This window comes from Rhodococcus sp. 14-2483-1-1 (genome assembly GCF_002259335.1).
GTDB lineage: Bacteria > Actinomycetota > Actinomycetes > Mycobacteriales > Mycobacteriaceae > Rhodococcoides.
The window spans coordinates 43,355-56,355 of record NZ_NPFX01000017.1 but is presented as its reverse complement, the minus strand read 5'-3'; the positions used below and the strand labels follow the sequence as shown (position 1 = coordinate 56,355).

Below are 13,001 nucleotides of genomic sequence, written 5' to 3'. Positions count from 1 at the left end.
GTTCCGCCACGTGATGATGTCCCGGCCGACAGCGCAGCGTCGAGCGCCCCACGTGGTTGGGTCCGCCGCCTGACAGCGCAATGCATGTTGCACCGGCGCACGGCGCTGGGCGCACTGGGTGTGACGATGATCGCCGCCGTCATCGACATCTCGTTCCCGCTGCTCACCAGAGTGGCGATCGACGACGCGACCGCAGGCAAAGGCGACGTGATTCTCACGGTCGCCGTCGCGATCGCACTGTTGGGTCTGGTGCGATTCGCCTGCCAGTTCGGCAGGCGCATGCTCGCCGGCCGGCTCTCGATCGACGTTCAGCACGATCTACGTCTGGATCTGCTTGCATCGTTGCAGCGGCTCGACGGTCGCAAACAGGACGAGATCCGTACCGGCCAGGTCGTGTCGAGATCGATCACCGACCTGCAACTCGTCCAGGGTCTACTGGCCATGGTGCCGCTCTCGGCCGGAGCGATACTGCAGTTCGTCCTCGCCCTGGTGGTGATGGCGTATCTATCGCCGTTGCTCACCGTCGTCGCAATCCTCATCGTTCCCGCGGTGAGCATCGTGGTCTACCGAATGCGGCCGACTCTCTTCGCCGCCACCTGGTCTGCTCAACAGCGTGCCGCCGATCTGGCGCAGCATGTCGAAGAGACCGTCACCGGGGTTCGAGTGGTGAAGGGCTTCGGTCAGGAAGCCCGCGCGGTCGATCGGATCGAACAGCTCGGTCGCACCTTGTTCGCCGAGCGCATGCGGTCGGCGAAGATCAACTCGCGGTTCGCGCCGTCGATGGCCACCATTCCGCAGCTCGGTCTCGTCGGAGTCATCGCCCTCGGCGGATACCTCGCGCTGCAGGGCCACATCACCATCGGCACGTTCCTGGCCTTCGCGACCTACGTCGCCACGCTGTCCGCCGTCACCAGGACCGTCTCGTCCGTGGTGATCATGGCCCAGCTCTCGCGCGCGGCCGTAGAGCGCGTCTACGAGGTGGTCGACACCGAGCCGTCCGACCCGGAACCGGCGCGGCCTCTTCCGTTGCCCGACGGGCCTCTCGGGGTTCGAATCCGTGAGGTGACGTTCGGGTTCGAGCCCGAGCGGGACGTACTCACCGATCTGAGCCTGACCATCTCGCCCGGGGAGACCGTTGCCGTCGTCGGACATGCGGGTTCCGGGAAAACCGCACTCGCCCTCCTGCTGCCCCGCTTCTACCGCCCTGCCGAGGGGCACATCGAGCTGACGTCCGACGGCACTTCGATCGATATCGACGACCTCGACTCCACGTCACTGCGCGAGGCGGTGTCACTGGTGTTCGACGAGCCGTTTCTGTTCTCCGACACCATCGCCGCCAATATCGCCCTCGGCAGGCCCGACGCCACTGCCGACGACATCGAGCGCGCGGCGCGCCTGGCGCAGGCCTCCACCTTCATCGACGCATTGCCCGAGGGATACGACAGCCTGGTCGGCGAACGCGGGCTCACACTCTCCGGAGGACAGCGCCAGCGCATCGCCCTGGCGCGCGCATTGCTCGTGGAACCGCGAATTCTGATTCTCGACGACGCCACGTCCGCCGTCGACGCGGAGACCGAAGCAGCAATATTCGACGCGTTGCGTGGCATCCGGACGCGGGCGACTCTCGTCCTCGCTCATCGCCGCTCGACCCTGACACTGGCCGACCGCGTCGCCGTACTCGACAACGGTCGGATCATAGACACCGGGACGGTCGACGAACTCGACCGGCGCTGTCCGTTGTTCCGCGCTCTCCTGGCCGGTGGTGACGACGAACCGGGCACCGAGCCGGCCCACGACCCGATCGAGCAGCCCACTGCCGAGACGCTGTGGCCCGAGACCGCGCCTGAATCGTCGGCCGAGCCCAACAGCGTCGCAGCGCCCGGAGGCGGCGGTGGGCACGGAACTGCGATGGCGGGGGCGTTCGGCTCGCTGGCACCGACACCCGCCATATCCGCGGCCGTCGCGGCCCTGCCTCCGGCAACCGAGGACCCGGGCGCATCGGGATCCGATCTCCGTCGACCCGACCCGGGATTCCGATTGTCGAGACTGCTCGGCCCGGTCCGGATGTTGCTCGCCGCCGTGGTCGTTCTGCTTGCACTCGACTCGTTGGCCTCCATCGCCTTTCCCTCACTCGTTCGCTACGCGGTGGACAGTGGAGTGGCGCGCGGAGACTCGAACACGCTGTGGATCGCCACGTCGATCGGCGTCGTACTGGCAGCGGCGAGTTGGTTCGTCGTCTGTTGGACGACGGTCATCACTGCGCGGGCAGGCGAGCGAGTGCTGTTCGGCCTCCGAGTTCGCAGCTACGCGCACATTCAGCGACTCGGCCTCGACTACTACGAGCGTGAGCTCTCGGGCCGCATCATGACTCGGATGACCACCGACGTCGATGCACTGTCGTCGTTCATCCAGACCGGGGCATCGACCGCTGTGGTGAGCGTGTTGACCGTCGTCGGTATCGCGGCCGCCCTGCTCGTCACGGACCTCACTCTCGGCCTGGTGGCCTTGGCGGTCGTGCCGCCCCTCGCCGTGGCCACCGTGGTCTTCCGCCGGATCTCGTCGGCGGCGTACTCGACGTCCCGCGAGCGCATCTCGATCGTCAACGCCGACTTCCAGGAGAACGTCACGGGCCTGCGCGCCGCACAGGCGTACCGGCGTGAGGAGTACGCCGCATCCCGGTTCGCGGAACGCTCCGACAGTTACCGATCCAGCCGAATGCGCTCGCAGACCGCGATCTCGGTGTTCTTTCCGCTCATCACGTTGCTCTCCGACATCGCCCTCGCCGTCGTCGTGTTCGTCGGCGCACATCAGATCGCCACCGGCACCACCACCGCAGGCACCCTCGTGGCGTTCGTCCTGTATCTCGGACTGCTCTTCGGACCGATCCAGCAGCTCTCGCAGGTGTTCGACGGCTACCAGCAGGCACGGGTCGGCGTCGGACGCATCGGCGATCTGTTGCGCACCACGAGTTCGATCGAGACCGCCACGACCGCGAACACCACCGCGCTTCCTGGCGGACGCCTCCGTGCCGACATCGACCTCGTCGACGTCGGGTTTCGCTATGCCGGAGCTCACTCCGACGCACTGAGTGAGGTATCTCTCACCATCCCGGCCGGCACCACGGTCGCATTGGTCGGGCGCACCGGAGCGGGCAAATCCACCGTGGTGAAACTGCTGGCCCGGTTCTACGATCCGACCTCCGGATCGGTGCGCGTCGGCGGAAACGATCTGCGCGACTATCGACTGTCCGACTATCGGCAACGACTGGGCGTCGTACCGCAGGAAGCGCACCTGTTCACCGGAACCGTCGCGTCGAACATCGCCTACGGCAGACCCGATGCCAGCCGCGCCGACATCGAGAACGCGGCTCGCTCGGTGGGCGCTCTGACCACTATCGCCGCACTTCGCGGCGGCATGAACCAACCCGTCGGAGAGCGCGGCCAGGGGCTCTCCGCAGGCCAACGGCAACTGATCGCGCTGGCGCGAGCCGAACTGGTCGACCCCGATCTGCTCCTCCTCGACGAGGCAACCGCCACGCTCGATCCGGCCACCGAACGCACCGTCCTCGCGGCGAGCAATGCCGTCGTTCGTACCCGCACAGCAGTGGTGGTCGCGCACCGATTGGCGACCGCCGCACGGGCAGATCTGATCGTCGTCGTGGACGGCGGACGTATCGTGGAGACCGGACGGCATTCGGACCTTCGCGCCCAGGGCGGTTTCTACGCTCGGTTGTGGACTGCGGCCGAAACGAACCGGGGGAATAATTCGATAGTCCAAGGAGTCATCGACAACGAGGCCGATGGTTACCGGTGAGTACATATCACAGCTACGTCCCGGGCGCACGTGAGCTGGACCAAAGGTCTAGCCTGGACTTGTACGCGCGCTGAACGGGAACGAAGACAGAAACGAGGCGAACTACTGCCGTGAGCAGCAGCTCTACTACCCAATTCGGACAAAATCAATGGCTGGTCGACGAGATGTACCAGCGATTCAAGCAAGACCCTTCCTCCGTCGACGCGAGCTGGCACGAGTTCCTCACCGGTTACGACCCCGAGGCCGTGACCGACGAGACCGCCGGCAGCTCGAACGGTGCGTCCGGTAACGGCAACGGCGCAGCCTCGAACGGTAGTTCGGCCAAGTCCGCTCCCCCCGCAGCACCCGCGCCTCCCGCCAAGCCTGCCGCCTCGGCTCCGCAGAAGGACAGCACTCCCAAGGCCGACGCTCCGAAGGCCGCAGCGCCCAAGGCTGCCCCGAAAGCCGCCGCCCCCAAGGCCGAGCCCGCAAAGCCTGCGGCCGCTGCAAAGCCTGCCGAGAAGAAGGCCGCTCCGGCGAAGTCAGCCCCGGCAGCAGCCGAATTCGGCGAAGAGTCGAGCAAGATCCTGCGCGGCGCAGCAGCAGCGGTAGCAAAGAACATGTCGGCCTCGTTGCAGATTCCGACTGCAACCAGTGTGCGTGCGATTCCGGCGAAGTTGATGGTGGACAACCGTCTGGTCATCAACAACCACCTCGCTCGTACCCGCGGCGGCAAGATCTCGTTCACACACCTGCTCGGCTACGCCATCGTGCAGGCCGTCAAGGCGTTCCCCAACATGAACCGCCACTTCGCCGAGGTCGACGGCAAGCCGAACGCCGTCACTCCGGCCGCGATCAACCTCGGTCTGGCGATCGACCTGCCCGGCAAGGACGGCAACCGCTCGCTCGTCGTCGCTGCCATCAAGAACACGCAGGACTTCACGTTCACGCAGTTCTACAACGCGTACGAGGACATCGTCCGGCGCGCCCGCGACGGCAAGCTCACCGGTGAGGACTTCCAGGGCGTCACCATCTCGCTGACCAACCCCGGCGGAATCGGAACCGTGCACTCGGTGCCGCGTCTGATGAACGGCCAGGGTGCCATCATCGGTGCCGGAGCAATGGAGTACCCGGCAGAGTTCCAGGGTGCCAGCGACGAGCGTCTCGCCGAGTTCGGCGTCGGCAAGCTCATGACGCTGACCTCGACCTACGACCACCGCATCATTCAGGGTGCCGAGTCGGGTGACTTCCTCAAGACGATCCACAACCTGCTGATCAGCGACGAGTTCTACGACGAGCTGTTCCATTCGCTCAAGATCCCGTACGAGCCCATTCGCTGGCGCAAGGATCTGCCCGAGGGCACGGTCGACAAGAACACCCGCGTGCTCGAGCTCATCGCGGCGTACCGCAACCGCGGTCACCTCATGGCCGACACCGACCCGTTGCAGTTCACCAAGGACAAGTTCCGGATGCATCCGGACCTCGACGTGATCAGCCACGACCTGACGCTGTGGGACCTCGACCGCGAGTTCAAGGTCGGCGGATTCCACGGCCGGGACAAGATGAAGTTGCGCGACGTGCTCAGCGTGCTGCGCGACTCGTACTGCCGCCACGTCGGCGTCGAGTACACCCACATCCTCGAGACCGAGCAGGTCTCGTGGCTGCAGGAGCGCGTCGAGGCAAAGCACGTCAAACCGACTGTGGCGCAACAGAAGTACATTCTGAGCAAGCTCAACGCGGCCGAGGCGTTCGAGACCTTCCTGCAGACCAAGTACGTCGGGCAGAAGCGCTTCTCGCTCGAAGGCGCGGAAGCGGTCATTCCGATGATGGACTCCGTCATCGACCAGAGCGCCGAGTACGCCCTCGACGAGGTCGTCATCGGCATGCCGCACCGCGGCCGGCTCAATGTCCTCGCCAACATCGTCGGCAAGCCCTACTCGAAGATCTTCACCGAGTTCGAGGGCAACATGAACCCGGCCGCCGCACACGGCTCCGGCGACGTGAAGTACCACCTCGGTGCCGAGGGCACCTACATCCAGATGTTCGGGGACAACGACATCAAGGTCTCGCTCACCGCGAACCCGTCGCACCTCGAAGCCGTCGACCCTGTTCTCGAGGGTCTCGTCCGCGCCAAGCAGGACCTGCTGGACAAGGGCACCGGCCAGGGTGGCTACTCCGTCCTGCCGCTGATGCTGCACGGAGATGCGGCCTTCGCCGGCCAGGGCGTCGTCGCCGAAACACTGAACCTGTCCGATCTGCGGGGTTACCGCACCGGTGGAACCGTGCACATCGTCGTCAACAACCAGGTCGGCTTCACCACGTCGCCGGAGTTCTCGCGTTCGTCCGAGTACTGCACCGATGTGGCCAAGATGATCGCAGCGCCGATCTTCCACGTCAACGGAGACGACCCCGAGGCCTGCGCCTGGGTTGCTCAGCTGGCGGTGGACTTCCGTCAGAAGTTCCACAAGGACGTCGTCATCGACATGATCTGCTACCGCCGTCGCGGTCACAACGAGGGCGACGACCCCTCGATGACCCAGCCGGCGATGTACGACGTGATCGACACCAAGCGCAGCGTCCGCAAGAGCTACACCGAATCGCTCATCGGCCGCGGTGACATCTCGCTCAAAGAAGCAGAGGACGCTCTTCGCGACTACCAGGGTCAGCTCGAACGCGTCTTCAACGAGGTACGCGAACTCGAGAAGTACACCCCGGAGCCCAGCGAATCGGTCGAACTCGACCAGCAGTTGCCGGCCAAGCTCACCACGGCCGTCGACAAGGCCGTCCTGCACCGCATCGGCGATGCGCACCTCGACGTCCCGGACGGGTTCAACGTGCACCCGCGCGTCAAGCCGGTGCTCGAGAAGCGTCGGGAGATGGCGCACGAGGGCAAGGTCGACTGGGCCTTCGGCGAGCTGTTGGCACTCGGATCCTTGGTGGACGAGGGACGCAATATTCGCTTCTCCGGCCAGGACACCCGCCGCGGCACATTCACCCAGCGGCACTCGGTGATCATCGACCGCAAGACCGGTGCCGAGTACACCCCGCTGCAGAACATCGGCAGCGACAACCCCGGCAAGTTCATGGTCTACGACTCCGCGTTGAGCGAGTTCGCGGCCGTCGGCTTCGAGTACGGCTACTCCGTGGGCAACCCGGACGCCTTGGTGATGTGGGAAGCGCAGTTCGGCGACTTCGTCAACGGCGCACAGTCCATCATCGACGAGTTCATCTCCTCCGGTGAAGCCAAGTGGGGTCAGCTCTCCGACGTCGTGCTGCTGCTGCCGCACGGCCACGAGGGTCAGGGTCCCGACCACACATCGGGACGCATCGAACGCTTCCTGACGCTGTGCGCCGAGGGCTCGATGACCGTCGCACTCCCCTCGACCCCCGCGAACTACTTCCATCTGCTGCGCAGGCATGCGCGTGACGGCATCCGTCGCCCGCTGATCGTCTTCACTCCGAAGTCGATGCTGCGCAACAAGGCAGCAGTGAGCAACATCGAGGACTTCACCGACGGCAAGTTCCACTCGGTGTTCGACGAGCCCACCTACGACACCGGCACCGGCGATCGCAGCGCGGTCAAGCGAGTGCTGATGGTCAGCGGCAAGCTCTACTACGAGCTCCTCGCTCGTAAGCAGAAGGACAACCGCGAAGACGTCGCGATCGTCCGCGTCGAGCAGCTCTACCCCGTGCCGGTCCGTCGGATCCGGGAAGCGCTCGAAAGCTACCCGAACGCAACGGAATTCCGTTGGGTTCAGGAAGAGCCTGCGAACCAGGGTGCATGGCCGTTCTTCGGTCTCGCACTGCCCGAGCTCATGCCCGAGAAGCTGGTCGGCATCAAGCGCATCTCGCGTCGCGCAATGTCCGCACCGTCGTCGGGTTCGAGCAAGGTGCACGCCGTCGAGCAACTCGAAATCATCGACGAGGCCTTCAAGGCAGTCGGCGAAGACTAGATCTCCGACAACGACAGCGGCCCACCTCTTCGGAAGTGGGCCGCTGTTGTCGTTGCTGGCCCCCCGTTCCTCGTCAATGGACCCTTGCATACGTCTGAAGAGTGCAATGGTTCATTCACGCGCACCCCGGACACGAGTGAATGGACCCCTGCATACGTCTGAGCGGTGCAATGGTCCATTGACGCGGGCGGGGGCGGGGGCGGGACGTCGCGATGGGGGCTGGTCAGGCGTCGGCGTCGACGTCGGTGCCCAGGAGTGCGGAGATCATGCTCGGAGCCAGGGCGACGGCAGGCAGGGCGTTGACATTGAGGTCGATGAGTTCGTCACGGCTGATGTGGGGATCCCGGAGCCAGGTGATGGTCGCTTCCTCCACGAAAGCGATCCAACCGCGGACGGCGAGGTCGATGGTGGGGGTCACGTCCATGTCGAGGCCTGCGAGTTGGACGAGAGTGCGCTCGGCCATGGTGGTGCGGGTCTGCTCGAACACCTCGCGCATCAGGGGGTCTCCGCTCGCGGTGCCGCGAAGCAGGGAGATGAAGGTGTCGCGCTTCTCGGTGACGTAGTCGACGTAGTTGGCGATGGAGTCGCGGAGAATCTCGAAAGGTTCGAGGTCTGGGTCGGGGGCGGTGCGCTCGATCATCGACCGGGAGGCCTCGCGAACTATTTCGAGGTGAAACTCCTGCTTGGACGAAAAATAGTGGAACAGTAGGCCTCGCGAGACACCTGCCTGGTCTGCGATGTCCTCGACGGAGATCTGCTCCAGAGGTCGGTCGGCGAGCATTTCGGTACCGAGCTCGATCAGCTGAGCTCGGCGTTGCTCGGGACTGAGTCTGGTCCTCTTCGTCGTCGCGCCGGGGCTGTTCACGAACGCCATGCAACCACCCTACTGAATATTAGTCAATAACTATTGACTCACACTCAATAAGCTTCTACGCTCCCCTACATGAGTCTTCCCGTAACAGACACTTCGGACCGTGCAACGTCGCCGCGTCACGTCGATACGCTGATCATCGGCAGCGGATTCGCCGGCCTCGGTGCGGCGATCAAGCTGACGAAGGCAGGCAAGAAGGACTTCGTCGTCATCGAACGAGGCCACGACGTCGGCGGCACCTGGCGCGACAACACCTACCCCGGTGCCGCCTGCGACGTGCCGTCGCACCTGTACTCGTACTCGTTCGCCCTGAACCCCGATTGGACCCGGTCGTTCTCCACGCAGCCCGAGATCCAGAAGTACATCGCCGGGGTGGCGCGCAAGTACGGCGTCATGGACAAGCACGTGTTCGGCACGGATGTGACCTCGGCTCGCTGGAACGCCGAGTCCAACCGCTGGGACGTCGAGACCACCTCGGGCAACTACACCGCGAAGATCGTCGTCTCGGCCGTCGGCGCACTCTGTGAGCCGAATCTGCCCGACATCAAGGGCATTCACGACTTCGAGGGCGACGTCTTCCACTCCGCCCAGTGGAACCACGATGTTTCACTCGCAGGCAAGCGCGTCGCCGTCATCGGCACCGGCGCGTCGGCAATCCAGATCGTGCCCGCCATCGCGGGCCAGGTGAAGCACCTCGACGTGTACCAGCGCACCGCGCCCTGGATCCTCCCGCGCGCCGATCGCCCGTACACCAAGCTCGAACGCTTCGCCTTCAAGCACGTTCCCGGCTTCCAACGTCTCTCTCGCGCCGGCATCTACGCGATGCGTGAGACCCAGGTCGTCGGATTGGCCAAGGCTCCGGCCTTCATGAAGCCCCTGCAGTGGGCGTCGGAGAACCACCTGCGCACCCAGATCAAGGACAAGGCGTTGCGCGCCAAGGTGACGCCGAACTTCCGCATCGGCTGCAAGCGCATGCTGATCTCGAATGCGTACTACCCGGCTCTCGCCCAGAGCAACGTCGATCTCGTCACCGACGGCATCGCGGAGGTCCGCAAAGGATCCATCGTGACCAAGGACGGCACCGAGCGGCCGATCGACGCACTCGTCGTCGCCACCGGGTTCCACGTCACCGACTCCCCGGCATACCAGGGCATCACCGGCAAGGACGGTCGCACGTTGGCCGAAACCTTCGACGACGGCGGCCAGCAGGGTTACAAGGGCGCAGCGGTGGCGAACTTCCCCAACATGTTCTTCCTGGTGGGGCCGAACACCGGCCTCGGACACACCTCGATGGTCTTCATGATCGAGTCGCAGATCAACTACCTGGTCGACGCGTTGAACACCATCGACAAGCACGACATCGGCACCATCGAGGTGCGCAAGGACGTGCAGGACGAGTACAACGTGACGCTGCAGGACCAGCTCTCCAAGAGCGTGTGGATGAACGGCGGGTGCGCCAGCTGGTACCTCGACAAGCACGGCAACAACACGACACTGTGGCCCGGCTTCACGTTCGAGTTCCGCAGAATGACCAAGCAGTTCGATCTGGATGCGTACCGTAGCGTCGCCAGCGCAGACCTCTCCTCCGGATCGTCGGCAGACACCGGCACCGGCAACAACACAGACAAGGTGGCCGCTCGATGAGCACATTCACAGGCAAGGTAGCCGTCGTCACCGGCGCGGGCTCGGGAATCGGCCGGGCATTGGCCCTCGAGCTGGCCGGGCGTGGAGCGAAACTGGCACTGTCCGACGTCGACACCGCCGGACTCGACGAGACGGTCCGACGAGTCGAGGCACTCGGCGCCGAGGTCAAGTCGGATTTCCTGGATGTTTCCCAGCGCGAGACCGTCCTCGATTACGCCGAGGCCGTCGTCGCGCACTTCGGCAAGGTCAACCAGATCTACAACAACGCAGGCATCGCGTACCACGGTGACGTCGACAAGTCCTCGTTCAAGGACATCGAGCGCATCGTCGACGTCGACTTCTGGGGAGTCGTCAACGGCACCAAGGCATTTCTGCCGCACATCCAGGCCTCCGGCGACGGCCACATCATCAATATCTCCAGCCTCTTCGGCCTGCTGGCGATCCCGTCGCAGTCCGCGTACAACGCAGCGAAGTTCGCCGTCCGTGGGTTCAGCGAGTCGCTACGCATGGAAATGCTGATCTCCAAGGCACCGGTGAAGGTGACCGTCGTCCACCCCGGCGGCATCAAAACTGCCATCGCGCGCAACGCCACCGTCGCCGAGAACTACGACCAGGCAGACTTCGCGAAGTTCTTCGACACCAAGCTCGCCAAGACCACCCCGCTCGACGCGGCCAAGACCATCCTCAAGGGTGTCGAGAAGGGCAAGGGACGCGTGCTGATCGGCTCCGATGCGATCGCCCTCGATCTCCTGCAGCGCATCACCGGCTCGCGATACCAGGGCCTGATCGTCGCCGTCTCCAGGCGCGCGCTGCCGCGCACCAAGAAGTAGGCGGGTCACGTCGTGAAAGCCTTCTACGTTCCCCTGCCGATCGTTGCGGCCGCACTGAAGCCGTTCTACCGACTCGCGCTGAATCCGCGGTTCTCGTTTCGCACCCAGCGGATGATCCTCGAAGCCGGGGCTCCGCTGCAGACGCTTCCGCACGGAACCGTCGCGCAGAAGTTGACGCTCGCCGGACGCCGCGCCGAGCGTGTCACCGTCGGGGCGACCGAACGCGACACCGCAATTCTGTATCTCCACGGCGGCGCGTACACGATCGGATCGATCAACACGCACCGCTCGTTGGCCGCGCACCTGGCCCGGGAATCGGCCAGTGCCGTCTACGTGCTCGACTACCGGCTGGCACCGGAGAATCCGTACCCGGCCGGTCTGGACGACGCCGTGGCGGCATTCCGCGAGCTGGTTCGTGTCCACGGCTTCACCCCGGATCGCATTGCCATCGCGGGCGATTCGGCCGGCGGCGGTCTGACGGTCGCCACCGCCCGACGACTGGTGGACGACGGGACGAGCCCGGCTGCCCTCGGGTTGATCTCGCCGTGGGTCGATCCCGGTGCGCGCGACGCCCCGAAGGATCGCGATCTGGTGGTCAACACAGGCTGGTCGTACAGCTCGGCCGATGCGTATCTGGGCGCGGGCGATCCGCTCGATCAGGGCTTCGCACCACTTCTGGGAAACCTGGACGGCCTGCCCCCGATCGTCATGCACGTCGGCACCGACGAGGTCCTGTACGCACAGATCACCGCGTTCGCGGACAAGCTGCGCCTGTCCGGCGCAGAGCTCGAACACGTGGAGTACAAGAAGCTCTGGCACGTGGCTCATCTGCAGGCGTCGATCCTGCGTGAGGCAGCCGAGGCCGTCCAGCACATGGGCGCTTATCTGGGCCGCAAGGTCAGGGCCTCGACGAACGACGCCTCACAGGTTGTGCTCACCGAGCCAGCGGCCAGCGACATCGCCTGACGCAACACCACCACGGACCTCGCCGATCATGTCGGCGAGGTCCGCTGTCGTCAGCTCCCCCGCCACCACCGAGAACGACCTCAGCGCACTCTCGCTCAGCACCCCGTTGCGGTAGAGCGGAACGACGTTCTGCGCCGGATAGACGTGCTCGTCGTCGGGCAGCGTTGTGAGATCTTTCGCCAGCGGGCCGAACGACGCGGTGCGAATTGCGAGAGCGTCCACAGCACCCGAATTCAGGTCGTCGACGGCGAACTCTGCGTCCGGGTACACCATGAACTCCGAGAATCCGGCCCCGGTGAAGCTCGGGCTGCCCACGCCCTCTGTCCTCACGTCCATCGGATGTACCTCCCCCTCGACCGTCCCCACTGTCACATCTTCCCGACGCAGAAATTCGGCGACCGTCTCCCCGTCGTCCGACGCCGAGTCGGGAGCAACTGCAATCGCCAATCGATCCTCGGCCGTCGCGTAGTCCCCCACCGACAATCCGGCGGGCAGTGAGCGGTTCAGCTCGGTGAACACGTCCTCGGCCTCGGTTGCGCCTGCGAGCGTGTCGAAGGTGCGCAACAGGTCGCCGGTCAGGTCGGGAACCACGGACACCTCGCCGCGATCGAGGGCCGCGAGGTAGTCGGCCCGATCACCGAGGCCGTCCTTCACTTCGACGTCCACCCCCGTCGAGCGCAAACCACCGGCGTAGATCTGTGCGAGCAGGCGAGAGATGTCCGAGCTGCCGGATCCGACGACGATGGGCTCACCAGCAGGGTCGGCCGACTCGGCGGTACTGCAGCCGCCGAGGAGTCCGGCGATCGATACCACCACCGCCGTGGCCAGAACCGACGAACGCACTGTATTTTCTCCTGTTCACTGCCCGTGTGGTTTACCGATCCCGACCGCGGGGCACTAGTGCGAACGAGACGGTAGTCGAACCAACCTTATGGGCACGCTGAT

7 protein-coding genes are annotated in these 13,001 nt (G+C 65.0%); 5 read left to right on the top strand and 2 right to left on the bottom strand.

The genetic code is table 11. The features are described from left to right. The first annotated feature begins 84 nt into the window (after positions 1-84). Both CH294_RS16820 and CH294_RS16815 read left to right on the top strand, forming a co-directional pair. Entirely contained in the window at positions 85-3,813 is a 3,729-nt protein-coding gene (locus tag CH294_RS16820) for an ABC transporter ATP-binding protein (protein ID WP_249305348.1), read from the top strand. Between the two features lie 110 nt (positions 3,814-3,923). Then, positions 3,924-7,745: a multifunctional oxoglutarate decarboxylase/oxoglutarate dehydrogenase thiamine pyrophosphate-binding subunit/dihydrolipoyllysine-residue succinyltransferase subunit gene (locus CH294_RS16815; protein WP_094738585.1), complete on the top strand. Its 3,822-nt coding sequence runs from the start codon at positions 3,924-3,926 to the stop codon at positions 7,743-7,745. A 223-nt stretch (positions 7,746-7,968) separates the two neighbouring features. Here CH294_RS16815 and CH294_RS16810 read toward each other — a convergent pair whose 3' ends face one another. After that, positions 7,969-8,619: a TetR/AcrR family transcriptional regulator gene (locus CH294_RS16810; RefSeq protein ID WP_094738584.1), complete on the bottom strand. Its 651-nt coding sequence runs from the start codon at positions 8,617-8,619 to the stop codon at positions 7,969-7,971. A 69-nt stretch (positions 8,620-8,688) separates the two neighbouring features. On the opposite strand from CH294_RS16810, the gene CH294_RS16805 reads away from it, so the two are divergent. The 3 genes from CH294_RS16805 to CH294_RS16795 are packed head-to-tail and all read left to right on the top strand — an operon-like array spanning position 8,689 to position 12,056. Next, a complete protein-coding gene (locus CH294_RS16805; protein ID WP_094738583.1) occupies positions 8,689-10,260 on the top strand; it encodes an NAD(P)/FAD-dependent oxidoreductase in 1,572 nt (523 codons plus the stop codon). Further along, on the top strand, positions 10,257-11,090 hold the full coding sequence (locus CH294_RS16800) for an SDR family NAD(P)-dependent oxidoreductase (protein WP_032403040.1): 834 nt from the start codon (positions 10,257-10,259) through the stop codon (positions 11,088-11,090). Before CH294_RS16805 ends, CH294_RS16800 begins: the two co-directional genes overlap by 4 nt. Positions 11,091-11,102: 12 nt before the next feature. After that, a complete protein-coding gene (locus tag CH294_RS16795; RefSeq protein ID WP_094738582.1) occupies positions 11,103-12,056 on the top strand; it encodes an alpha/beta hydrolase in 954 nt (317 codons plus the stop codon). Here CH294_RS16795 and CH294_RS16790 read toward each other — a convergent pair. Next, complete coding sequence (locus CH294_RS16790; RefSeq protein WP_094738581.1) at positions 12,012-12,899, bottom strand: glycine betaine ABC transporter substrate-binding protein; 888 nt, start codon at positions 12,897-12,899, stop codon at positions 12,012-12,014. The genes CH294_RS16795 and CH294_RS16790 overlap by 45 nt on opposite strands. Positions 12,900-13,001: the final 102 nt, after the last annotated feature.

Bases quoted from the DNA above. Each gene is read 5' to 3' on its own strand.
- CH294_RS16820 (WP_249305348.1), top strand. From the start codon at position 85: ATGTTGCACCGGCGCACGGCGCTGGGCGCACTGGGTGTGACGATGATC.
- CH294_RS16810 (WP_094738584.1), bottom strand. From the start codon at position 8,619: ATGGCGTTCGTGAACAGCCCCGGCGCGACGACGAAGAGGACCAGACTC.
- CH294_RS16805 (WP_094738583.1), top strand. From the start codon at position 8,689: ATGAGTCTTCCCGTAACAGACACTTCGGACCGTGCAACGTCGCCGCGT.
- CH294_RS16800 (WP_032403040.1), top strand. From the start codon at position 10,257: ATGAGCACATTCACAGGCAAGGTAGCCGTCGTCACCGGCGCGGGCTCG.